25 protein-coding genes are annotated in these 21,217 nt (G+C 49.6%); 7 read left to right on the top strand and 18 right to left on the bottom strand.

Annotated elements, in window-relative coordinates; genetic code table 11:
- Positions 1–92: 92 nt before the first annotated feature.
- Complete coding sequence (locus JCM12296_RS21175; protein WP_054697697.1) at positions 93–362, bottom strand: hypothetical protein; 270 nt, start codon at positions 360–362, stop codon at positions 93–95.
- Positions 363–1,034: 672 nt separating this feature from the next.
- Here JCM12296_RS21175 and JCM12296_RS21170 point away from each other — a divergent pair.
- Genes JCM12296_RS21170 through JCM12296_RS21160 form a run of 3 tightly spaced genes read left to right on the top strand, consistent with a single transcriptional unit; the run spans position 1,035 to position 2,179 of the window.
- Positions 1,035–1,529, top strand: coding sequence for a hypothetical protein (locus JCM12296_RS21170; protein ID WP_054697694.1), 495 nt, complete (start codon positions 1,035–1,037; stop codon positions 1,527–1,529).
- A gap of 16 nt (positions 1,530–1,545) precedes the next feature.
- Positions 1,546–1,899, top strand: a complete 354-nt coding sequence (locus JCM12296_RS21165) for a hypothetical protein (RefSeq protein WP_054697691.1) — start codon at positions 1,546–1,548, stop codon at positions 1,897–1,899.
- A complete protein-coding gene (locus tag JCM12296_RS21160) occupies positions 1,892–2,179 on the top strand; it encodes an HU family DNA-binding protein (RefSeq protein WP_054697688.1) in 288 nt (95 codons plus the stop codon). Before JCM12296_RS21165 ends, JCM12296_RS21160 begins: the two co-directional genes overlap by 8 nt.
- 78 nt (positions 2,180–2,257) lie before the next feature.
- Here the strand turns inward: JCM12296_RS21160 and JCM12296_RS21155 are convergent, their stop codons facing one another.
- Positions 2,258–2,548, bottom strand: coding sequence for a type II toxin-antitoxin system RelE/ParE family toxin (locus JCM12296_RS21155; protein WP_054697686.1), 291 nt, complete (start codon positions 2,546–2,548; stop codon positions 2,258–2,260).
- Positions 2,549–2,556: 8 nt separating this feature from the next.
- Positions 2,557–2,817, bottom strand: a complete 261-nt coding sequence (locus JCM12296_RS21150; RefSeq protein ID WP_054697683.1) for a type II toxin-antitoxin system ParD family antitoxin — start codon at positions 2,815–2,817, stop codon at positions 2,557–2,559.
- Between the two features lie 309 nt (positions 2,818–3,126).
- On the opposite strand from JCM12296_RS21150, the gene JCM12296_RS21145 reads away from it, so the two are divergent.
- The 4 genes from JCM12296_RS21145 (at position 3,127) to JCM12296_RS21130 (ending at position 6,381) form a co-directional block, all read left to right on the top strand.
- On the top strand, positions 3,127–4,455 hold the full coding sequence (locus tag JCM12296_RS21145; RefSeq protein ID WP_054697680.1) for a pentapeptide repeat-containing protein: 1,329 nt from the start codon (positions 3,127–3,129) through the stop codon (positions 4,453–4,455).
- Positions 4,456–4,768: 313 nt separating this feature from the next.
- Positions 4,769–5,005, top strand: a complete 237-nt coding sequence (locus JCM12296_RS21140) for a type II toxin-antitoxin system RelE/ParE family toxin (protein WP_218188203.1) — start codon at positions 4,769–4,771, stop codon at positions 5,003–5,005.
- A 27-nt stretch (positions 5,006–5,032) separates the two neighbouring features.
- A complete protein-coding gene (locus tag JCM12296_RS21135; RefSeq protein WP_054697676.1) occupies positions 5,033–5,341 on the top strand; it encodes a hypothetical protein in 309 nt (102 codons plus the stop codon).
- Positions 5,338–6,381, top strand: coding sequence for a site-specific integrase (locus JCM12296_RS21130; RefSeq protein WP_054697673.1), 1,044 nt, complete (start codon positions 5,338–5,340; stop codon positions 6,379–6,381). The genes JCM12296_RS21135 and JCM12296_RS21130 overlap by 4 nt, the downstream gene beginning before the upstream one ends.
- Positions 6,382–6,469: 88 nt before the next feature.
- On the opposite strand, the gene JCM12296_RS21125 is transcribed toward JCM12296_RS21130, so the two are convergent.
- The 15 genes from JCM12296_RS21125 to JCM12296_RS21060 form a co-directional block, all read right to left on the bottom strand.
- Positions 6,470–7,867, bottom strand: a complete 1,398-nt coding sequence (locus tag JCM12296_RS21125; RefSeq protein ID WP_054697670.1) for a DNA-primase RepB domain-containing protein — start codon at positions 7,865–7,867, stop codon at positions 6,470–6,472.
- A 9-nt stretch (positions 7,868–7,876) separates the two neighbouring features.
- On the bottom strand, positions 7,877–9,556 hold the full coding sequence (locus JCM12296_RS21120; RefSeq protein WP_054697666.1) for a type IV secretion system DNA-binding domain-containing protein: 1,680 nt from the start codon (positions 9,554–9,556) through the stop codon (positions 7,877–7,879).
- A gap of 120 nt (positions 9,557–9,676) precedes the next feature.
- Complete coding sequence (gene traT, locus JCM12296_RS21115; protein WP_083456369.1) at positions 9,677–10,270, bottom strand: complement resistance protein TraT; 594 nt, start codon at positions 10,268–10,270, stop codon at positions 9,677–9,679.
- Entirely contained in the window at positions 10,267–11,220 is a 954-nt protein-coding gene (locus JCM12296_RS21110) for a type IV secretion system protein (protein WP_083456368.1), read from the bottom strand. Before JCM12296_RS21110 ends, traT begins: the two co-directional genes overlap by 4 nt.
- Positions 11,221–11,246: 26 nt before the next feature.
- Positions 11,247–11,741 (bottom strand): hypothetical protein, encoded by a 495-nt coding sequence (locus tag JCM12296_RS38675; RefSeq protein ID WP_157067792.1) that lies wholly within the window; start codon positions 11,739–11,741, stop codon positions 11,247–11,249.
- 22 nt (positions 11,742–11,763) lie between these two features.
- Positions 11,764–12,117 (bottom strand): hypothetical protein, encoded by a 354-nt coding sequence (locus tag JCM12296_RS21105; RefSeq protein ID WP_157067791.1) that lies wholly within the window; start codon positions 12,115–12,117, stop codon positions 11,764–11,766.
- 131 nt (positions 12,118–12,248) lie between these two features.
- Positions 12,249–13,088, bottom strand: a complete 840-nt coding sequence (locus tag JCM12296_RS21100) for a hypothetical protein (protein ID WP_054697655.1) — start codon at positions 13,086–13,088, stop codon at positions 12,249–12,251.
- A gap of 25 nt (positions 13,089–13,113) precedes the next feature.
- Positions 13,114–15,324, bottom strand: a complete 2,211-nt coding sequence (locus tag JCM12296_RS21095) for a VirB4 family type IV secretion system protein (RefSeq protein WP_054697652.1) — start codon at positions 15,322–15,324, stop codon at positions 13,114–13,116.
- Between the two features lie 327 nt (positions 15,325–15,651).
- Positions 15,652–15,972 (bottom strand): TrbC/VirB2 family protein, encoded by a 321-nt coding sequence (locus JCM12296_RS21090; protein WP_054697649.1) that lies wholly within the window; start codon positions 15,970–15,972, stop codon positions 15,652–15,654.
- Positions 15,969–16,283: a hypothetical protein gene (locus JCM12296_RS21085; protein ID WP_054697646.1), complete on the bottom strand. Its 315-nt coding sequence runs from the start codon at positions 16,281–16,283 to the stop codon at positions 15,969–15,971. The genes JCM12296_RS21090 and JCM12296_RS21085 overlap by 4 nt, the downstream gene beginning before the upstream one ends.
- Positions 16,267–17,337 (bottom strand): TadA family conjugal transfer-associated ATPase, encoded by a 1,071-nt coding sequence (locus JCM12296_RS21080; protein ID WP_054697643.1) that lies wholly within the window; start codon positions 17,335–17,337, stop codon positions 16,267–16,269. Before JCM12296_RS21080 ends, JCM12296_RS21085 begins: the two co-directional genes overlap by 17 nt.
- Before the next feature lie 48 nt (positions 17,338–17,385).
- On the bottom strand, positions 17,386–18,033 hold the full coding sequence (locus JCM12296_RS21075) for an OmpA family protein (RefSeq protein WP_054697640.1): 648 nt from the start codon (positions 18,031–18,033) through the stop codon (positions 17,386–17,388).
- Positions 18,030–18,896 (bottom strand): hypothetical protein, encoded by an 867-nt coding sequence (locus JCM12296_RS21070; RefSeq protein ID WP_054697637.1) that lies wholly within the window; start codon positions 18,894–18,896, stop codon positions 18,030–18,032. Before JCM12296_RS21070 ends, JCM12296_RS21075 begins: the two co-directional genes overlap by 4 nt.
- Complete coding sequence (locus tag JCM12296_RS21065; protein WP_172684014.1) at positions 18,835–20,217, bottom strand: TraB/TrbI/VirB10 family type IV secretion system protein; 1,383 nt, start codon at positions 20,215–20,217, stop codon at positions 18,835–18,837. Before JCM12296_RS21065 ends, JCM12296_RS21070 begins: the two co-directional genes overlap by 62 nt.
- Positions 20,204–21,034: a TrbG/VirB9 family P-type conjugative transfer protein gene (locus tag JCM12296_RS21060; RefSeq protein ID WP_054697616.1), complete on the bottom strand. Its 831-nt coding sequence runs from the start codon at positions 21,032–21,034 to the stop codon at positions 20,204–20,206. The genes JCM12296_RS21065 and JCM12296_RS21060 overlap by 14 nt, the downstream gene beginning before the upstream one ends.
- Positions 21,035–21,217 lie beyond the last annotated feature (183 nt).

The raw sequence follows: 21,217 nt of genomic DNA, 5'->3' as shown, positions 1-21,217 counted from the left end.
GATGCTTATGCTGCGATCCTACTATAAAGCAGGGCGGTGGAACTTGTTGAAAAGTTTATCTTTTTCACTGTATTCCTGAATAACAGGAATGCCTATTTTTTTAAAATGCGCCCTAATCCGATGGTAACTCCACTGAAGGCAATTCCTACTCCAGCAGCGGCAAGGATACCCATTGGTTGTGCATAAAGATCCACTCCACGGCTCTTGTCTATGATGACCCAGATCAGTCCTGCTAAAAAAGTGCAGCTTCCATAAAGAAGGAGGGCCATGCTGTTGGAGAGCTTGCCTGATGCTATCTTGATGCAGAAGTCCGCTGCAGCAAGTGCGACCGCCGTGTTTAATGCGTAGGAAACCCACGTCATCTTCTTCCCCCAAAGGTTTTTTGTTCAAATCTTTCTCCACGATATTTGACAAAACATCACACATGAAAACCATTTTGAGTATCATAGAGTTCAGCGAAAGCCTTTGTCATTCATAATGAAAGCTCAATTCTGACTGCCCCAAATTTGCTGCCTGCTCACGAAACGGAAAAAAATCCTACTCAAAATGAATCTTTCAAGTGTTCAGCAAACGATCGTTTTCCACGCACCAACAGGATCATTACAGAGCCATTGTTTTTCCCTTTAATTTTTATCTTAGAAATTGGTTTAGATTTCTTTGTCTGTAATCACCCACCTTCTTTCGAGTTTCCATATTCTTTCCAAACGGCTAACTGTAAATTGTTTTGGTGAAAGTTGGCTACGTCCGGGTATCTACAATCGAACAACACTCAGATAAAAGACCGCAAGTTTCTCTTCAAATACCCCGGTTGATGGCTGCGATTAATCTGGGCCGCTACATATAGGCGTCAAGAGTGGCACACACCTCCTCCTCCCGGGGGGGACCGGAAGGGAAAACAACTGTGCTGTAAATGTTATTTTTAAAACACATTTAATGTATAAAATAATAATTTATATGTTTGACAAACGTAATACGCATTGGTATAAATAGCGAATCAATGAGGTTCTCTATCTCTGTCTTCTGTGAGGTGAAAAATGCATGGGAAACGAATTAGTCCGATAATCGCTGAAGATACGCACGAATTCGTCAAACAAAACTTCGCCAGCGTGCATCAGGGGACTTGCGACATCCTTGACGCGATCGCCGATATTGCCAAAATTCCTGCCGTTAACGAATTTAGACAGCCGTTGACCGGAATTAAATACATTGTTCAAGCATGGGGCTACTTCTATCGGGAAGCAATAAGGGGCTTGAAGGGATCTTTTACACTGGCGGAACTATCCTTGATCCACGGCGTTCTGACGATTCGGCAAATGGCATCCACACCCAAAGCCCCAGCGCTTATTATTTCCGAGATCGAAGATGCTATCGTTCTCGATGGCAAAGATAAATCGTTGGGGATCGATGGTAAAAAATTAATTGAAAAGTTGAAAGCCCTTGAAGATATCCAGGTCGCATGCCTGGCCATTTGGTGCCATGCATCTTGGAAACATGATGATATTACAGAATATCTGTCAATCTTGGTTTAAGTAAAAGGGTAACGTTATGAATAAGCTTGATGATTTTTTGGATGCTTACGCGGTTCTATGCGATGCGAAAGACAATATTTTTGAAAGCCATCGCAGCGGGGAAGACGCCCTAATAATCAAGAAACACATCGTAAGGGCATTCTTGAGCCTATTCGATATCGCGGATAGTCGTGGCATCGAGGTTGAATATCTCATCGAGACGATTCTAAAAAAAAGATGCGCCAAAAGACTCATTGAATTTGAAAAGACGATAAAGTCATATAAAGAAGCTGGGGATAAATTTGAGGATGTTTTTAGAAGTTTCAGTAAACGCAATTCTACCGAAGATCATTTATTAATAATTAAAAATGTTTACGGTAAAAATGAATAAACTCGAATTGGTTGAGCGCCTGCGGCAGGCAACCGATCTTGGCAGAGCCCAGGCGCAACAGGTGGTTGATATCTTTTTCACGTCGATGGCCGACGCTCTGGCCAAGGGGGATCGCGTGGAGGTCCGGGGGCTGTGCAGCTTTTTCGTCAAGGAATACAAAGCCTATACCGGCCGAAATCCCAAAACTGGCGCAAAGGTGCCGATCAAGCCAAAGCGGCTGCCGTTCTTCAAGGTCGGCAAGGAACTGAAAGCACGTGTGGACGAAAATTGTAGCGAATAGGAACAACAAGCCCCGCCGACTATGGTTGCAGGCCGCTACAGGTAGCCCCCAATTTGTCAATGGACCACGTGCGCATGCTTATGCTTCCCCAAAGAGGCTGGGTATATCGCGGGCACCATGTAGAATCCGTTCGATGCGGATGCAATCGCCGGCCGTATAGAAGATCAGATAGCGTCGAAAGGCAACCATGCGAATATCCTGGCCAAGCTCCCGGCGCAAGGGATAGGCTTCGGGCGAGGCCGTGAGTTTAGCACAAAGGTCCCGAATCTCCTGGATGAAGGACACCGCGCGGGACGGGTTGTCGCGGGCGATATAATCGCCGATTTCTTCCAAGTCGAATTCCGCGTGCGGGGAGAAGACGCATTGCATGGGACGGCCTATGCGTCTTGGTTCAACCGGCGGTATTTGGCTTCAAGCCGATCGAGCACATCGCTTGCCAGTTTTCCCGGGCCACTGTGCTTGCCTTCGTCGATTTGCCGGCGAAGCTGGTCGAGCCGGGCGGCGCGCAACGCTTCTTGCTCCTCGAATAGGCGCAAGGCATCCCGCACGACTTCGCTGGCGCTGTTATAGCGGCCACTCTCGATTTGACGCTTGATCAGATCCTCAAAATGCGTTCCGATGACATAACTGGACGGCATGACGCGACCTCCGGCTATCAATAATTGATAACTATTAATAGCTCAACGAAACGCGATCGGCAACCCTTTATTTGTATCGACCCGACGGTCGACGAGCCGTCCCGCTTTCGGGAGGCTGCCCAATAATGTCCGATAATCAGAAATTATCGGACATTAAACGGCTTGCCTTTTGCCGGCCATCCGTTTAAGCTTTTTTCGATCCCGTTCCAGATCCACCCAACCCCGACGACGCCCCAGGACCCGAGTGGTTGCCAACCGTTCCCGAGCGGCGCCGGCCAACCCGTCTTATAAAAAAGGTAGGTGCCGCCCATGGACGCCAAGCGGTGGATATTTGCGATCGTTGTTGCCCTGAGCCTGGCCATGGGATGCCCGGCCGGGTTCGCCCAGGAGCAAAAACAGGCCAAACCGTGGACCGGTCGGCTGGCCGATGGGACCGTCATCCATGCCGACGACTTGACGCGGACCCTGGCCGAGCATCGGAAATGGCTAAGAGGAGAAGCCGGAGGAAAGCAAGCCGAACTGCAAAGGGCAAAGCTGAGCGGGGCCGACCTGGAAGGGGCAGGGCTGGCCAGGGCCAACCTGCAAGGAGCACGGCTGGAAGAGGCCAACCTGGAAGAGGCAGTGCTGAACCGGGCCAACCTAAAAGAGGCAGTGCTGATCAAGGCCAACCTAAAAGGGGCAGTGCTGATCAAGGCCAACCTAAAAGGGGCAGGGATGGACGAGGCCAACCTGCAAGGGGCAGAATACAACTGGCAAAGCTTGCAAGGGGCAGGGCTGATCAAGGCCAGCTTGCAAGGGGCAGGGCTGAACGAGGCAAAGCTGGAAGGGGCACGGCTGAACGAGGCAAAGCTGGAAGGGGCACGGCTGAACGAGGCAAAGCTGGAAGGGGCAGAACTGATCAAGGCCAACCTGCAAGGGGCTATATTCGAGATTGAGCCGAACACACTCCCGGAGATTCGTTCAACGGGAACCGCAGTGAATTTAGCTTTCCTTCGATATAAGGAGTCTCCTCATGCGCTGATAGAACTGCGGGAAGCTTTCAAGAAATACGGCCTGCGCCAGCAGGAACGGGAAATAACCTACGCCATCAAGCATTCCGGATATCTGAATGCCATGGCAGGCAAGGATATAGAAACCAAGTTTCAAGTTATCGCCGGACGTTTGCTGTTCGACCTGCCCTGTCAATGGGGCATGGCACCCATGCGGCCGCTGATAATACTGCTCATCGGCATCGCTTTTTTCTCACCGGTCTATATTCTTGCCATCAAGAAGCGCAAAAAATACCTGAGCGCCAATGGCTATGCCGTAAAGAAAGAATCGAAAACGGACGGGATCTGGAAAACCTGGATCCCCGAGCGGGCGCGGCGCGATTTGGGCGGCAACGCCCCGGAGCTGCTCGCCTGCGGCTGGTGGGGTGCCATCGGCATCGGGATCTATTTTAGCGTATTGTCCGCGTTCCAGGTGGGCTGGAAGGACCTCAACGTGGGCAGTTGGATCGCCCGCATGCAGCCCCGCGAGTACCGCCTGCACGCCTCGGGGTGGATGCGCTTTGTTTCTGGCCTGCAATCGCTCATCAGCGTTTACCTGCTGGCCTTGTGCGTCTTGAGTTACTTTGGCCGGCCGTTCGAAGGGTATTAGGACCGGGGGGCATGATAAGGTTACCCCGTAAATTAGCCGGTTATCCCCGATTATGCCGGATTAGCGGTTTTACGCCATGGCGACCAGGTGTAATCCGGATCACGCTGGCGCTGGCGACAGCAGGGCCGGAGGCCTTCAGGACGGGATTAATGATTTCAGGTATTTTTTTTATTCTTCTAAAATCGAAGAGAAATCCTTAACGCTTTTTGATTGAAATCGGCTTCTTGTTTTTTCTTTGATTTCCTATGGTTTTCTTTCATTTTGTTGGTAAATATTGGGATTGACAAAAAGTAACATAAGAGTTACTCATTCTATGGGCTACGAAATCATTGAATATACCAGCCATGCCGGCCAGAATCTGTTCCGTGAATGGTTCTTCGGTTTAGACGCCAGGGCTGCTGCCAAGGTCACGACTGCAATCGTCCGATTCGGCCCCGGTTACCGGGTATATTTCGCCTATGATGGTAAAAACATAATCCTTCTGCTGGCTGGTGGAAGTAAACAACGGCAGTCTAAAGACATTGAGACCAGCCAAGGCCATGTGGGCTGATCACAAGGCAAGAAAGTAAAAAACATCATGGTACTGACACGCAAATTTAAAGAGACCGTACAATTGCGGGTGAGACAAGATCCAGAATACCGCAAAGAGCTCATAATCGAGGCAACAAACGCCTTCCTCGATGGTGATATCAGCACAGGAAAAGTCTTGCTCAGGGACTATATCAACGCCACTGAGGCGATGCCTTCCATCGCCCGTGAACTGGATCAAAATGAAAAGAGCATCCGCCGAATGCTTGGCCCCCGTGGTAACCCGAACCTGAATAATTTTATCAATCTATTGGGCGCATGCAAACGACGTGAAAACTTAGATTTGAAGGTTGCATGATTTTAATGGCCACGACCGACCAACAGCTCATCAAAGCCGGCCGCCTGTTGAGCCCGGCGGACCTCACCCGAGTGGCGGCGATCATCGACCAGGCCACGGCCGCTAACACACGGGCGGCCTATCGCAAGGATTTGACCTATTTTTGGGCGTGGGCCAGGCTATCCGCCGGCATTGATCCCGGTTACCCGGTACCGGTGGACGTACTGATCAAGTTCATTCTCGATCATTCCGATCGCATGCCTCCCGACATCGACCAGGCCCTGGTGGACGCTGGTGTTAAACAGCGCCCGGGAGCGCATAGCATTTCCACGATCACGCGCCGGATCTCCTCGATCTCCATGGCTCACCGCTTCCAGGGCATCAAAGATGATGAGAACCCCTGCCGCTCCGAACCGGTGCGCCTGCTCCTGGCCAAGGTGCGCCGAATGGCCGTTAAGGATGGGTGGAGACCCAAGAAGAAGAAAGCCGCGACACTGGATCTTCTCTTTACGCTGGTGGCCACCTGCGCACCCGAGACCATGATCGACATCCGCGATCGGGCGCTCCTCTATTTCGCTTTTTCTTCCGGTGGCCGGCGGCGATCCGAGGTGGCCGATGCCCGAATGGAGGAGTTGATCCCCGTGGCGGATGGCTATCTGTTCCATCTTTCCAGTTCAAAGACCGACCAGGACGGCGTGGGCGCTGAAAAGCCCCTCCTGGGGAAAGCCGGTCGGGCGATGACCGACTGGATCCGCGCCGCTGGAATCGCGGAGGGACCTATTTTCAGGCGGGTGTCAAAAGGCGGAAAGGTTGCAGAGGCAGGCATCCAGGATAAAACCGTTGCCCGGATCGTTCAAAAACGCGCATCCATGGCAGGGCTTGACCCTCGAATGTTCGGCGGCCATAGCATGCGAAGCGGTTTCGTGACCGAAGCCGGCATGCAGGGCAAGCCCATGGGCGACATCATGGCGTTGAGTGGCCACCGGACGGTGGCCGTGGTCAATGGATACTATCAGGCGGGGAACGCGCTTAATAATTCTGCGGCAAAGCTGGCAGGGTAAAAAGGGTGCCACGAACATGGATATTTATATAGATTATTTGAAAACCCCAACCCATTAAAATCAAGGCTTATAGAGTGATCGGTTCATTTTAGCTTGTTCTAACCATCACTCGGCCATAGGCGTTTTTTTTTTCAAAATCATGACCGCCCTCCTTATCCAACATCACCTTAGCGCTATGGTCTTTTGGTGAAAACCCCTCTTTTACAAGTGTATTTATAGCAAATTGGTCTAAATATTGAGTGTGGTTTTTACCTTTCGGAACGCTAACCGAAACGCTTTTGATCCTTTTTTCGCCTTTATTGATATCTACTCGATATTTGCTCTGATCAACAATTGCCTGGGCTTTTTTCAGGCTTTCTTCAAGATAATGCTCCATCCGATTGGGTCCTTTATGGTTTTCCCAGTCGGAACGCTCGTTGCGCACCCTTTCCTTTATTGTCTCGCCGTCAACACCACGTCTTAAAAGAGCTAACATGTAAGCGAAATCCTGTTCCGATTCCATAACCTTGCCCTTTGCGTCAACACCTTTGTAAAATTTTGACCGGAACGGCAGTTCTTGGCTTGCTCCACGCGACACACGCGGCCGCGGGCGTTTCTGCGGAGTGGAAAAGGGTTTTGAAGCATCTCGATATTTTTTTAATTCTACTTTCGGGATCTTTGCCTCGTTTCTCCAATCGATCCACTCAAACCGGGCAAGTGGAAATCCCTTATCCGTCCGGTACTTCTCCTTCCGGTTTCTAAACCCCGGCGCCCTGCCCCATCGATGCAGGGGAGAGGCACCGGGATCGGAGTTCATTTTACCCAACCAATACTTTTTTTCCTCAACGCTAAGCGGCCGATTGGTTTTGATCCATACCTGATAGTTGCCCGGACTGCTTTCCACCACCAAACGGCCGGGCTTCCAATTGCCGTTGGCGTCCTGATGGTATTTCTTAAGACCTTCGCGATCCATATCATCATGAAACATATAGCTATGTTCAGCATCTGCCGTTGGGCGGATGAATATGTGTTTTCCCTGTGCGTTCATCGCTTTAAGGTAGCCCACGTTCTTTACCTCTGCCGGGATCTTCCACACGGCACCTTCTTTACTGGTCTCACCTTCTTTAAAAACCCCAAATTCATATTGATGAAAATATTTTTCTAATTTATCTAACACCTTAACCATACCTTTCCCAGCCTTCAGTTCGGCCTCTCTCTGCTTTTCTTTATGTTCCGAAGAGATCCACCTGGTTATCTTTTCCCCGTAAATCTTTATGAAACCAGCAGGGCCAGGATCAGTTTTTATTATTTTATACCATCCCGCATTCGCTTTGCCGTTCACAGTAAGTGAATGCCTTTTCCCATCAAATATGGGGTGTTTTTTCTCGATGGAGTAGCCTTTATCATCGAAAATCTTCCTAAATTCTTGTTTAGCCTTCTCCAGGTCTATATCGGAGCCTTTCTTGCCGTCGGGAGCTTTTGCCAGTCCACCGCTTAAACTGTTCATCCCTCCTCCTTAATCATCAATCTGAATATCCACGACCATCGCTTCTTGGGCCGCTTTGATATCCGCCTTCTGTTTGGCGGTAATATTTTCAAGAATGAGATCTTCCCGCAGCTCGAAGGGGGCACATTTGGGAGACGGCCGATCGTATTTCCAATTTGAGATTATAAAATCATAACCTCTTAATTTTACGATGGCGCTCAGATCAGGAAGGTTTGAAATATCCGAGGGCAGAAAAAGGGGCTCTTTTCTCCGGGTGTCTCTCAGGCTTATTCCGTCGCGCATGTCGTGCGGTCCCATGCTTTGGGATCGCTCGATTTCGATGTATTCGGTCTCGCCGATATTATATTTTGCCTCTCTTTCGGCGGTCTCGCCGGAAAGCGCAAAGGTGATGCGGTTGCCGGGAGCATTGTCCAGGGTCCGGAGCAGCTGCCGGCCGTAGGTCTTTTCCATCTGGCCATCATCCTGGATGCCAATGAACAGGGATCCTCCCTTTGATCTGCCCTTGGTGATCATATTCACGATGCTGATCAGTCGTTGAAGAGAACCGAACTCATCCAGAAGTAAATAGATACGCCGGTTTAAGCGATCTTCCAGGGAAAGCAATTTTTTCGACAAAAGATCAATGAACAACGATAAAATTGGCCGGAGCGTTTCCGAAATATCCTCATAGTTGGTTACAAAAATCAGTCCGGATCCCTTCTTGAGCCACTCGGTAATTGAAAAATCACCATCTATTTCAGCCATGTACTCGAAACATCGCGTGTATTGCATCATCACCGCGAGGACGGATTCTGCCTGCCGAGAGTTCTCGGCATTTTGCGTAATATACCTATAACCGGCTTCGCCACCTTTCGTTTGATGCAGGGCTTGCGCAATTTCAATGGCTTCAGCGGTTAAAAGTCGCCACAGGTGATAGTTACTGCGCAGATCTTTTTGAAAAAGGTAGTGAAGACATCCTGCATATACCCCACGGGCGGCATCGTTCCAGAACGGATCGGAACTGGAGATTGTCGGCGGGATCAGGCTTGCCGCCTGCGCATCCACATCCATATAGGTCGCCAGGTCATTAAATAAATTCCAACCCAAGGAGCGACTATCGAGGGGATTAAAGATCAGGTCCCGATGGGGGTCATAGAATTCAGTGAGATACTCGCCCTTGCTATCATGTATAATCCCCTGCCCTTTTTTCTCTATAATTCCTTTCAGAATCTGCCGCATACATTGGGTTTTTCCGGTTCCGGGCTTGCCAATGATGACCGTTCCCCGGTTTTCCAAATCCACCGGCATCCGAATTGATCCAAGCGTAAAATAGCATGGCGTCCTTTTCACGCGCTTCATGAAGGCTTCGGACGTGATAAGTCTGGCGCCGCGTATATAATGCTTGCCGGATTGCTCTTTGGCACGCCCTCGAAAGAAGAACAGGGACATCGGATAAAAGGCGAAAACCGAAACAAACAATTTGATATAGTCGGCTGTGCTACCGATTAAAATCAAATCTTTAAGCTTTAGTTGACGAAAGGGGATTCCGTACCCATCCGCCGTTCTCAGGAGATAAACCGTGCACAAGACAGTGAAGAAAAACGCGCAGATTATAATAATCCGAACGTGCATCTTCATTCCCATGCGCAAGGCATTGGCCCATGTTTCGTGGCCTTCAAAAATCCTGTATTTTGACTTGTGGTTATCCAAGTCTTTTCCTTTACCCTAGCCCTACAACGAGACTTGAGAAAATTGGCACAACATATTGTACTTATTGGTTCCAAGTGGACACCAAATGTTGATAGCAAACGATCAAGTGACGTTGTAGGGCTAGAACATCGCCAAAACGGCATTGCTCACGCGATCACCAATGAGACGCTCCGCTCCTTCCTGATAATTTCCCATATCCGAAACGATTCTGACTTTATTTGATTGCCTGATGGATCGGCCTCTCGCGGATTGACGGACCTGAATATTGACGTCAACAATAAGCAAATAGGCCTTTTGCGCCATGAGACGACTCACCGCCTTGGCAATCAAGTCGTTGTTACTGGTCCGAACCAAGGCAAGCCGCGTTCCATAACGACTTTTGTGAGCCTTCTGAACCATTGCGGGCGCACCCTCTCCAGCATAAACAATGTTGCCAAGAATCTTATAGTTGGCGCTGTCGGGATAATTGGTCACCTGATATCCCTTCCGCACAAGCCCGTGAATGATCGTATTCGACAGATCCAAAACATCGTTGTTTGTCGGATCGATAATTTTGACCAAAGCCATGTTTTGACCCTGCATTGGCGGATCAATCAGTACGTTGCTACTGACTGAGGTGTTAATATCCAAGGCGTCGCCGGATCTTTTCCCTGTTTCCAGCGGCGCACACGAAAGGCACAGAACCATAATTGAGACGATCGCTATCTTTCTCATATCCCCCTCACGACTCGCGATAATCCATACGCTACGCTCGAAACAGAAGACCCGAACCCGCTTGCCCCGGAAACGATCGCGGCCGCGAATCGCCCCGTGGAGATCATGGAGAGAATTGCAACAATCATGAATCCCGCCATCCCCATGATGTCTCCCAGGCCCTCTAAATCCCACCGAATGGTGTAGCTGGTATCAATGGCATATCCAGGGATGCCATATAGGGATTTAACCGCCAATACCGCCAAGATCATGTTAGCTCTGGCGACCACGCCGTAAACCAGAAACCCTGCAAAAAGGCGCACCCAGCCATCAAACAGAAAAGCGGTTTTCTTGAACATAACGAAGGGAATAAAAAACAATCCGATGATCTTGGACAGACAATAACCCCATGCCGCCCATGTTGTGGCAAAAAAGCCCACAATGGAAAAAATAAGAACCATACTCAAAACGGCGAAGGCGCTGGCAAGAACCCAAAAATCTTCCCAGAGGCTGACGTCATTTTGTTCCATGGCGGCCATGACATCATGGATGAACCCAGGCAACAAAAACGGATCGGTGCTTCCAAACGCCGCATTTTGTATGCCCGAAGCAATACCCTCGGATAAACTCCAACAAAGACCGGTCAGATAATCATAGTTGTCGATTAAAAGCTGAGCGAAAAGGATCAATATCAGGGGATTGATAAGGTCAAATATCGACAAATCTTCCAGGATGTACTTGCACAGAACAATTACCAATAAAATTATCGAAAATGCCACCCACTCAATGGTGACAAAGTTCGATAAATCACTATCGTTCATGATATTCTGAAGCAGTGCGTTTGCATTTTCAACAAAAGTGTTGAAACTTTCCACTGTATCGTTGTAATTTGGCGGCGGATCTGCAAACGCTACATTGGAAAGCATGAGTAAAATACAAACCCAAAAGAACAAAATCTTTTTTCCCATCATTTCCCCTTAAATCCACTCGCAAAATATCAATAACGATACCAAAACCGCTGTGTCGTTCCATCCGATGCTACAAGGTCAATATAATATGGGTTTTCCCTTTTCTTCCTTTTTTGATATTCATAATCTTTTACCTTCCTTTTATGGGTTGTTCCCGAATCCCCATATTCAGTTATCACTATTTTATAACCTATAAACTTACGACAATAATGTTTTCCAAAAACTTTAATTGGATCCCATCCTTCACCATAACTTTCTTCACAAGTGTAATATTTCACATATCCTTGTTTCGTTGTATATCCAGCCGCTGCGGCAGATTCGCACTTTGGAAAGCTTCCACCATGTTCCAGATGCCGTTTTAGTTTTCTGATGGGTGGTTCGCATTCAGAAAATTCCGTTGCACCTCCTGGATTAGAAATGCATAAAATACATTTGCATCCCCACTCACTGGCTGGCGCCAATGTATAACCCGACAACGTGCAAATAACGCTGAAAACAACCAAGCTTAATTTCAAAGGTTTCATTGACTTCCTCTCCCCTTTCAAATTAATTCCCAAAAAGCTTTTTTCCGAGCGATTTGATATTTGCCTTTCGCATGCTGGACAAGCGATCCTCGACCCACATTACTTCATTTTTAAACATGGATGCGGTAACCTCACCCGGAACCGCTTGGCCGCTTATTAAGACCCTTGCTTTTTTTTCTTGCGCCTTAAGATTATTCCACAATTCAGTTAACTTATCTCTATTCAAGCTGCTGTAATTTTTCTTGCAATATTCGTCAGTACCTCTAATTTTACCTTCCCCTCGATACTTTTCTAAGATATCGTCCCCACATTGCATCTTGGCCGACATTTTATTTTCTTTTTTAATACACTTTTCAGTATCTGCTTTAATCGCCAAATCGATTTTTTATATGCTTCATCTATAATCGGATTATCCGAATAATTTCCAGAAAACCCTGGGATGGCGAAACATAGATTAACAAGAAAAAAAGCGATGAAATAGAATGATTTTTTCATTTTTAATATCCTTTAAAAATCTATTAATCTGGTTTTCCCCGATGCCTGATAGGTTTCGCGACTCGCTAACCGCTCACGCTCTTTCTCCATCCACCTTGCACTTTGAGCAGCGCGTGTCGCCTGCTGCGACTCCATATTATAGAGAACCGCGTTTTGGACTTGTATGAGTGATTCCAGTTGTTTCATTATTGTCTGGTTTTGATAAGCCATCGCCTGAAGCGTGGCCAGATCTGACTCATCACCCAAAGCATCCAGGATTTGGGCGTGTTGCGGAATAACCTTGTTAATTCTTTCTCTACTCTCTTCATTGACTTGGGCGTTTATTCTGTATTTATCTTTGAAAAGTTCATACTGATTCCAAATTTGATTGGCTTTTTCCTCATATTGATCTGTCCAGATGCCTAGCTCCTTGGCGGCAGCCTCGACCTCGGACAAATCCTTGGGGACATAGCCATATATTCCCAAGACTGCGTCCATATAATCTTCGAATGTCGCGGAATCCGGATTGAGTTCTATCAAACTCCACAATTCCGCAGCGCCAACGTAGGAACTAAGGGTTTTAAGCAGGAATTTCCAATCTCCGGAGCTTATCTTATTTTTCAGACTCTCCAATTGGTTTAAATAATTTTGGTACTCCTTTAGAGTCTGCATATAATCTTTAAGCATTTGAGCATATTGGGCGGCTTCCGAGCTGGTTTGCGAGATCTGCTCTTGGTACTTCATAATTTGCGTTATGTAATCAAGAGCCATGGCGATGGTATTGGCAATATCGAATGTTGGTATGCCACCGGCTTTTGCCGGCGGCGCAACACTCAGCATGATCAAAAGAATTAAAATAACTATCCTTTTCATTGGCTCCCCCATTCTGTTTCAGGTTTCAGGCGGCTTTATTAATCCGGTTGAGATCCTCAAGTGCTTCAACGGTTTTGCGGATACCTTCCTCGATTCCGTTTTCCGCTATCAACCGATCCCTGATGACCGCTTCCTCCGGCCGTGAGGTGGAAATCACATATTGTTCCTGCTCCACCTCCACCATGATCGTCTTTGAGACTCCCAGCTCTCGCTGGATGATGTAGGCGTCCCGCTTGGGACGCAGGTTTCGGATAGCTTCCACTTCACCAGGAGCCAGGTCGAAAGTGGATTGGTATTGCGCCAGGTCCGCCGTCGGGTCTGCCATGAAAAAGAAGGTGGACGCGGCTTTTCTCAACACCGGCCAATCATCCAGCCTGTAAAACTCAAGTGGATCCTGACTCCACAGACCTATCCCGGCCTTCCATTTGCCCCAGGTCCTCACACTGCGGACGATGTAATCGCGCATGTAGCCAATCCGCAGAAGGGCATGGGCTTCGTCGATGTCCAGGAATTTGGGTACCGACCGGTAGTCCGGATTTTCGAACATGCGCGTGACGCGGTAGGTGATCTCGCTCATAGCCAGCGGGAGTAGCGCCGGATTGTCCTTTACCCCCGCGAGATTGAACGCCGCCACGGGCTTGTCCAGCGATCCAATGGCGTCCTGTTCCTGATCGAAAAGCCCGGCGAACATACCGCCGCCGTGCCAGCGATCCAGCTTTTGCTTCAGCTCGCGCGGACAAAGGTTGACCATGGAGGAAAACCGGCGCAGCCGCAGGGGCAGTTTCAAGGCCTCGATGATGGCCTGGTCGAGCTGCTGCTGTTCGTGGATGTCCAGGCGCTGGAGTTCCTCACTGTCATTGGATTTGAGCATTTCCATGACCATCTGTTTCTGGTGCATGACGAAATGGTTGTCATCCGGGCCACCGGCAACGGCAAAGCTGTTGAAGCCCCGGTTGCCCTGCCCTATCCTGAAAGTCGCACCGTCCTGCCTGAAAAACGCGGCCAGCGTCTCGCTGCCGGGGTCGATGTCGATAGCCCGGTAAAGGCCGCCATACTTCACGAAATGGGACTGGAGGCTATTTTTCGTGAAGCTCTTACCACTGCGAACGGGCCCCACGCAGATCACGACCCCCCGGCCGCCAACAAACGGTGAGAAGTGATAAAGCGACCCATCCGGACAGGTAAAAATGTATTGGGCCTCTTCATGGCCCAGGTCCTCCACGGTGATCTGTCCTTCAGACGAACGATAAACCAGGGATGCCGCCCCGTATTGGGTGCTGTTCATTTCCGTGTTGCGGATTGAATGTTCGGCGCCGGCGGGCAGAAATGCTCGATACGCATCAATCAACCCAATGGATTCGGAAACGCCACTCAACCCCACCTGGTTGATGCTTTTAATCAAATTTTTGGCGGTTTGGTTAACCCGGTCGGGGGCGCTGTCGAAGATCAAAACCGAGGCCTGCGCCCTACCCCACCTATCCTCTAGCGTTTCCGCCTTTTCGATTTCGAGCATTTTTTCCCTGATGGCTGGCTTGAGGTCGGCATAACGATCGCCGCTAGCCGGACCCTTGTTTCCAAATAACTGAAACAAATCCCCAAAGCTCAGATTACTGCGTTTCAATTCCCGCTTCTTCTCACCAAATATCAATCCTTGCCGGATTTTTGAGATAGGCAGAAAGCGGTTCATTATGATGAAGTTCCCCTTCTGCCTTGTAGGGGAGTGTGCCATCGAGGACCAGAACCCGGGGCTGACCTTGTTCTCGCCGAAGCGGGTTATCGAAATCATTCTCGCATAGACGTTATCCAGGTTCTTGAACTTAATGAACTCCTTGTTACCCACGGCCACAGGCTGTCGATCCCCCTCGGCCAGCAACACGTCCCACTGTTCGTCTGGGACGGCTTCCGGCATGCAGGCAAGAAAATCCGGATTGAGGTTGGCGAAAAACCGGCAATAGCGCCACAGCTCTTCGATAGTGAGAATCCTGGCCCCGAAAATAGTGTCCCAACGAGCTTTAACCTCTTGCAGCAAGTCCAAAAGTTCGGTGGCCTGCCGTCTGAGATCCCGTTCATAAGCCATGATGGTCTCGGTTGAGGACAGATACCGGGTAATGATCTCGCGGCTGTTCTTGTTCCTGAAAGCCAGCATCAGGTGTTTGAGAAAGGTGAGCGGGTTCTGCTTGGTCAAATTCTCCTCGGGATCGATTTCGAAAAAATAGACGATCCTGGTGCTTGACATGATCTTTCCGTTCAGAAAGCGTTCCCGGCTCTTGGATAGATAGTCGCTTACCGGATTCGAACGGGGTTTTAGGCTGACCTGAGAGCCGTTGAAATGTAGATAATATTGCGTGATACCACGAACCGAATCCGGCAGGTTTAAGCAGATCGACCGGCTGATCAGGACATGGCCAGGAAATCATCCTTGTTCAGCCCATCTGGATCGCGGCCGTCTATTTCGATGGCGCCCAGGAGAGTGCCTTTTTTGGTCAAGCAGAAATTTCCATAATGGGCATACTCAAGGTGCAGGTCGGTTATAGGTCCTGTTTTTGGCATACCATCGCCTATGCTATGATTTGAGATAATTGATAATAACGCTGACGTCTAGGAGCACAAAGCCTACTGCTATTACCTTCATAAACTTCCCGATATGACGGTTATCGGGGGCAAAAGCCCAAAGAAGACCGGCTACAAAAAGCCCGATAATAATGGCGCCAATGGCTATCGGGCCATCCATCAAATCCACCACATCTTGGATTCCGGAGACTATCTTGGTGAAGATGCCAGCGTCGGTAGATCCGTAAGACTCGATATTGTATCCAGCGATCGCCGGCGTCATTGAAACTGCGAACAATGCCAGTAGGCAAAACAAAACAACTTCTTTTTTCATTGATCTTCCTCCTTGATAATAATGAACCCCCTCGGGGTGGATGTACCAGCCTGCCAATAGCTATACCGACAGCAAACCGCTTTTTTTAATACCGCCAGAGCTGACGGGTCTTTCTTGTGAATTCTGTAGGCTGGCACACCCAAGACAAGCAGATACGCGATAATCATCCAGAACGAGACCAATGCCCCGATGCCTACAGCTACAAAAATGATTGCAAAAAATATCTTCGACGGGATTCCGAAGTGCTCGGGCGTGGTAACGAAGGCCTTTACCTGTTTGAGCCCCTCTTCTCTCTCATTCTCCGTTTCCATTAGTTGGGCAGCTCCAGTCCATATTTGCCGAGGCGTTGGTGATGGTGGATTCGGCCGCTTTTAGGTGTTCCCCTTGCCGGTAAGACCAACGCCACAATTCCAGCGGTTTGCCATCGATGACTTCGGTGATTGAAACGATTCGCCTGCCTTGATGCGGCGTTTTCTCGGCATGCACGATCAGGTTGAGATTGCTCCGCACCTGCGCCTTGACCCCTTCAAAGGGCAAATCCCCCTGCCCTGCCACAAGCGTCTGGATGCGCGTCAAGGCGTCCACCGGGTTGTTTGCGTGGATAGTCGACCATGCGGTGTGCCCCGTGTTCAAGGCGTGCAAAAATGCTGTTGCCGCCGCGGCATCCCGGATTTCTCCAACGATCATGCGCGTGGGGTTCTTGCGGAGCAGGGTCCGGATTAAAAACGCGAGATCTACTTTCTGACCGATGCCGCCTTCCCGGCGGCGGGTCGGCGCTTCCAGGGCGATGTGGTCCTCGGCATCGATGCGCAATTCTCGCGTATCCTCAGCCGTGGCAACGCGCTCGGCGCGGGGGATAAACGCCGACAAGGCATTTAGTAGCGTGGTCTTGCCAGATCCTGTCCCGCCGCTTATCAGCATGTTGCAATGGCAGATCACCGCCACCTGGAGAAGTTCGAGCATTGCTTGAGTCAAAGATCCTTTTTCCACTAAATCCTTGGCGGTAATATGAACCTTCGGGAACACCCTGAAAGTGACACACGTTCCACCAGGGGAAACAGGATAAAGTACCCCGCAAACGCGTGTATCGTTGGGCAGGCGGGCATCCAGGACGGGATGCGTCGCGCTGTCCACGGGCTGGCCGAGCGCGTTGCCGATCTGATTGACCAACATCCGGACGCTGTTTTCATCCTCGAAAACGACCTCGGGAACCGCCTTTATCGCCCCATGCTGCTCGATGAACACACGGTCAAAGCGATTGACCATGATTTCGGTTACCCCCGGTAGGTTGAATAAATGCCGGATGGGACCCAGGTAATGGTCGACCAGGTCCCATGCGCCGTTTTTGGCGGATTCATTACTCATGCACGCACCTAAAACGGCGCCACGACGCAGGCGATGATGATACAGACCTTAATCATCAGCCAAAGCATGTTGAGCGTCAGCATGAGCATTTTCCCAATCATCCAGAATGGGAACAGGAGTACTTTCTTCATTTGCTGTGACTCCTTCATTTTCAATCGTTTTGGAAAAAGCGACCTGAATCATTTCAGATTCTTTGCCGTGTTCGAGCGCGTAAAGCTGTACCCCGCGCGAGGGGCAGAAAGGTACTGACGTTCCTCCCCAGGAAGCCATAACGTGGACATTGTTGAACCCCTTCTTGCGCAGGTAGAGCGATATGGTCTCCGCCCGCCGGGTAGCAAGATCCCGCGTACCCACGGCACTTCTGCCGTGCGAATGACCGAACACCATGATCAGCGCATCTTGCGACGCTTTAGAAACAAAGGCTTCAACCGCCTTTGCATCAAAATCCGTATATGAGTCGTTGGCGAACTCGATAAATCCGCATGGACTATTTGGTGGGGTCTCCGTATGCGTTTTTACCTGGGGGGGTTGTCCCGGCTGCATTCCCGGCACTGGATAAAACTTCGGTTTGGTCAGATCCCGATAGACGATTCTTGGGTTATCGAGTTTCTCGGTATCTTTGGATGCCGCCAATTGATTCATCCCGGTACATCCAAGAATCATGATTATGGAAAGGATTACGAAAATCCGTTTCATTGGCTCACCTCTACGTTTTCAAAACTGAAAATTTTATGATTATGGTCAATGACCAGGACGTATTCGGTACGCAGAATAGCCAGGATCGCTTCCTCGACCGGCATGATTGAATCAATTTTTGATAGTGGGCTTAATCCTTCGCCCGCAATCCCGGCACTTTCCGCCGGCGCCGGATTGTCGGTGAGCAGACGATAGCCGATAGCGTCAGCATAGTACTGAGCTGCCTTACCGACCGTTTTGATACCCGTCGGCAAGGCAGTGCCAACAGGTATCCGCATCGGATCAAACGCATGCGCCGGGACGGACATGGCCATAAAGCAAATGATTGTTAACACAGCAAATCTTTTCATAATTCCTCCGCCAATGATCAAAAACTGTTGGACAGATACAATTACCCCTGCAACGGTGTATGCCTGTTCAAACGTAACCATAGGTTTTCTGCGCCGATAAGCGGCTTGACTCATGTATACGGGCCAGATCGCCGTGGTTGACAGGACAACCATGGGGCCAACACTTCGTGAAATCTCAATCTCCATGCCGATGATCGCCAGGAGCACGCCCCAGGCGATGAACAATGCGTTGACGGGAATGCTCACTTTCCAGAATTTCTCGTCTGGATCGAACGTAAACAGGGTTGACTGAACAGGCCTTGCCGACAGGTAGAGGAGGAAAATGGATATAAAAACCGTAAGGGACGTCGGTATGAAAGCCAGGATGCTGCCAAGAAAAGCAGGAACAAGGCCGATTATCAAACGGATAAAGAGTTTAGCGGACTTTGACAGATTACATGTCTCGATCCGGTTAATATGTGCTTCGATTCGAGTGGTAAACCCTTTCAGAAAGGGATTGCCAAGGATACGCATAAATGTCGTCCTCCAAAAAGATATTGACCGGCGTTCCAATGTTCAGGGTAATGGTCGGAACCAAGTTTAAATATTTAGCCGCTAGTGGCGCGAACTGTTCGCGCATTGACTCGCTCAAATTTCCCTCAAACGTTTTATCGTTTGACGTACCTGTACCCTCATAGGTCGTCTCACTTGATAAAACGGCATAGGCGGCAACGCCCAAAAATTGGGCGACAAAGTGATAGTTGACCTTATCTTTGATGGCGGACACGCCTTCTTGGTCCATTCCTGCCGACCGTTTTTCCATGGATATTCTTTTGCCGTCAGGCAAAATAATCCACCTGATCAACAGTCCCATCCTGGCCTGGATGGGTTCATTGACATTGGAAGTACGGACGTCTTTACCGGAGAATTGGGAACCCTTGGGAATTACTACATAGCTTCCCGTAACATCGTAGACATCACGAGTAATCAAGCCCCTCATGGGGCCTGGATAATCGCTGATGATTTTCTTATCCAACACGCCGTTGATGACGGTAGCCGTGGGGATCAATTTTTGCCCAACCTGCTGTTCTGACTCACTTGCCGGTTGTCCCACGATGGTTGGATCTTTTGCCGATAATTCTCTTTCATGAATTTCTTTATTTTCTGTTTCCGCGCTTTGTCCGAGAAGGCCTGAAAGATTAATCCCCTTACCCGGCTCCTGGCCCTCTTGTATGTTTTTCAGCATTTGGGCAGCGATCGCGTACTGCTTGTTCACCATTGCCCTTTGGTCACTGATACCTGCGGACCCCATTTTCAAGGTAGATTGTTTCAGGCTTGGGGATGCTGACGTTGTCACGTTCTTAAAACCGAACGACGACCTTCTGGCCATCAAAGCCCGGCGTTTCTCCTGAAGGCGAAATTCTTTCAGAATATCGGTAGCTGTATTTCCGTGGCCGCCCCCTACCCTTCTCGCGTCCTCATCAGCCTGGGCTTTTAATTCAGCCTCATGTCGTTCGCGGATGGCCTTGATCCGCTCTTCCCGGGTCATTTGGGCATCTGGGTCGGTAACGCCATTTTCCAGATCCCGCTGGAGCTTCCTTCTTTTTTGTCGGATCTGTTCCTGAAGGGCGTCCTCGCTGTTAGCGTGTTGGCGTTGCACATCAATCGGAAGGTCCTTTCTTTGCTCACCCCCGTCCAATCGAAGGCTTGGTTTTTTAAGCGCGCTGAGCGCCAGTGTAATACAAAGCAAAACGACCAGCGCGGCGCCAAACCACTGCATTTTGCGCCTGTGGTTGGGGTCTCGCTCTTTGACTTCAGGCTTTTCTTTTTCATCCGACATTTCAATAAACCCCATTGGTGGCGTTGTCCCGCCGCTTGACAACGACCTTGTTTTTCTTGCCATAGGTCAAGGTGATCTTCGGAAAGATGCCTGAAATCCGGTAAACATAGTCAGAATCCAGCTTGTACTCGATCATTTCCGCGTTGCCGTCCACTTCGGCAGAGGCGGCCAGCATGCCCCGGTGGTCCTGCTTGGTCCTAACGAAAGTAAACCGGCCATCGTCCCAAACGTCCGTTACCAGATCCGATCCTTTGAAGCCGAGTCCCTTGGACCATTCGTAACGCGTGTAGATGCTTGTCCGGTACTTGGAAAGCAAGGCATCCATTTTTTCGCCGCTGAGATGCTTTTCCTTTTCGAGGGCGGCCTTCAGGGTCGTGACCTGCTGTTGCAGTTCGATTTGCTTTCTCTCTTCAGTGGTCAGGTAGTTGTCTCCGCCCGATTCCTGATTCCTGTCGAAAAACTTGCCCTCCTCCTCGATAATCACGCAGGTATCCGCTTGATTGAATGCTACCCGGTGCAATTCGAAGTGATAGGATGTATTGTCCTCGGTAACCAAGGTCAGGTTCGTTCTGGCGCCCTGCGCTTCCTCGCAATTGGGTTGGACCATGACGTGATGGCCGTTCGCCTCTACGGTCCATAAGTCGCTATCGCCGGCCACCGGATCGAATAGGAGCCGCATTGGCAACTGGATATGCGTGCCCTTGTACATGGCGGCATTAATGGTATAAACGCCGCCCGGTTTGAAATGGATGGTCTTGCAGCCGCGCTCGGCCAATACCGTAAATGGCAGACCGCCAATTAAAACCAATACAACCAAAAACGTTCTCTTCATCGATCCTCCCTATGAAACATCTTTAAGCAATTCATAAGATATGATTTCTAGGCCGATCGGGTTCTGATTGAGAATCCCTTTTTCAGCCTGTATCTCCTCAGTTGATTTAATCCGCCACTGGAGCGATACAATCAGCTTTTCTGGATTGCCGTTGGGATTTCCATCCGCGTTGTGCGTATTTCT

The organism is Desulfosarcina cetonica JCM 12296 (assembly GCF_001311845.1).
In the GTDB taxonomy this organism is placed as follows: Bacteria; Desulfobacterota; Desulfobacteria; order Desulfobacterales; family Desulfosarcinaceae; genus Desulfosarcina; species Desulfosarcina cetonica.
This window is presented reverse-complemented; position numbering and strand designations above follow the sequence as displayed.

What these genes read in the sequence shown, in the direction of transcription:
- JCM12296_RS21100 (WP_054697655.1), bottom strand. Translation starts at nt 13,088, where the DNA reads ATGAAAAGGATAGTTATTTTAATTCTTTTGATCATGCTGAGTGTTGCG.
- JCM12296_RS21130 (WP_054697673.1), top strand. Translation starts at nt 5,338, where the DNA reads ATGATTTTAATGGCCACGACCGACCAACAGCTCATCAAAGCCGGCCGC.
- JCM12296_RS21125 (WP_054697670.1), bottom strand. Translation starts at nt 7,867, where the DNA reads ATGAACAGTTTAAGCGGTGGACTGGCAAAAGCTCCCGACGGCAAGAAA.
- JCM12296_RS21060 (WP_054697616.1), bottom strand. Translation starts at nt 21,034, where the DNA reads ATGAAGAGAACGTTTTTGGTTGTATTGGTTTTAATTGGCGGTCTGCCA.
- JCM12296_RS21075 (WP_054697640.1), bottom strand. Translation starts at nt 18,033, where the DNA reads ATGAAACGGATTTTCGTAATCCTTTCCATAATCATGATTCTTGGATGT.
- JCM12296_RS21135 (WP_054697676.1), top strand. Translation starts at nt 5,033, where the DNA reads ATGGTACTGACACGCAAATTTAAAGAGACCGTACAATTGCGGGTGAGA.
- JCM12296_RS21140 (WP_218188203.1), top strand. Translation starts at nt 4,769, where the DNA reads ATGGGCTACGAAATCATTGAATATACCAGCCATGCCGGCCAGAATCTG.
- JCM12296_RS38675 (WP_157067792.1), bottom strand. Translation starts at nt 11,741, where the DNA reads ATGAAACCTTTGAAATTAAGCTTGGTTGTTTTCAGCGTTATTTGCACG.
- JCM12296_RS21155 (WP_054697686.1), bottom strand. Translation starts at nt 2,548, where the DNA reads ATGCAATGCGTCTTCTCCCCGCACGCGGAATTCGACTTGGAAGAAATC.
- JCM12296_RS21150 (WP_054697683.1), bottom strand. Translation starts at nt 2,817, where the DNA reads ATGCCGTCCAGTTATGTCATCGGAACGCATTTTGAGGATCTGATCAAG.
- JCM12296_RS21145 (WP_054697680.1), top strand. Translation starts at nt 3,127, where the DNA reads ATGGACGCCAAGCGGTGGATATTTGCGATCGTTGTTGCCCTGAGCCTG.
- JCM12296_RS21090 (WP_054697649.1), bottom strand. Translation starts at nt 15,972, where the DNA reads ATGAAAAAAGAAGTTGTTTTGTTTTGCCTACTGGCATTGTTCGCAGTT.
- JCM12296_RS21165 (WP_054697691.1), top strand. Translation starts at nt 1,546, where the DNA reads ATGAATAAGCTTGATGATTTTTTGGATGCTTACGCGGTTCTATGCGAT.
- JCM12296_RS21175 (WP_054697697.1), bottom strand. Translation starts at nt 362, where the DNA reads ATGACGTGGGTTTCCTACGCATTAAACACGGCGGTCGCACTTGCTGCA.
- JCM12296_RS21065 (WP_172684014.1), bottom strand. Translation starts at nt 20,217, where the DNA reads ATGGGGTTTATTGAAATGTCGGATGAAAAAGAAAAGCCTGAAGTCAAA.
- traT (WP_083456369.1), bottom strand. Translation starts at nt 10,270, where the DNA reads ATGAGAAAGATAGCGATCGTCTCAATTATGGTTCTGTGCCTTTCGTGT.
- JCM12296_RS21170 (WP_054697694.1), top strand. Translation starts at nt 1,035, where the DNA reads ATGCATGGGAAACGAATTAGTCCGATAATCGCTGAAGATACGCACGAA.
- JCM12296_RS21095 (WP_054697652.1), bottom strand. Translation starts at nt 15,324, where the DNA reads ATGTCAAGCACCAGGATCGTCTATTTTTTCGAAATCGATCCCGAGGAG.
- JCM12296_RS21110 (WP_083456368.1), bottom strand. Translation starts at nt 11,220, where the DNA reads ATGATGGGAAAAAAGATTTTGTTCTTTTGGGTTTGTATTTTACTCATG.
- JCM12296_RS21080 (WP_054697643.1), bottom strand. Translation starts at nt 17,337, where the DNA reads ATGAGTAATGAATCCGCCAAAAACGGCGCATGGGACCTGGTCGACCAT.
- JCM12296_RS21160 (WP_054697688.1), top strand. Translation starts at nt 1,892, where the DNA reads ATGAATAAACTCGAATTGGTTGAGCGCCTGCGGCAGGCAACCGATCTT.
- JCM12296_RS21070 (WP_054697637.1), bottom strand. Translation starts at nt 18,896, where the DNA reads ATGCGTATCCTTGGCAATCCCTTTCTGAAAGGGTTTACCACTCGAATC.
- JCM12296_RS21085 (WP_054697646.1), bottom strand. Translation starts at nt 16,283, where the DNA reads ATGGAAACGGAGAATGAGAGAGAAGAGGGGCTCAAACAGGTAAAGGCC.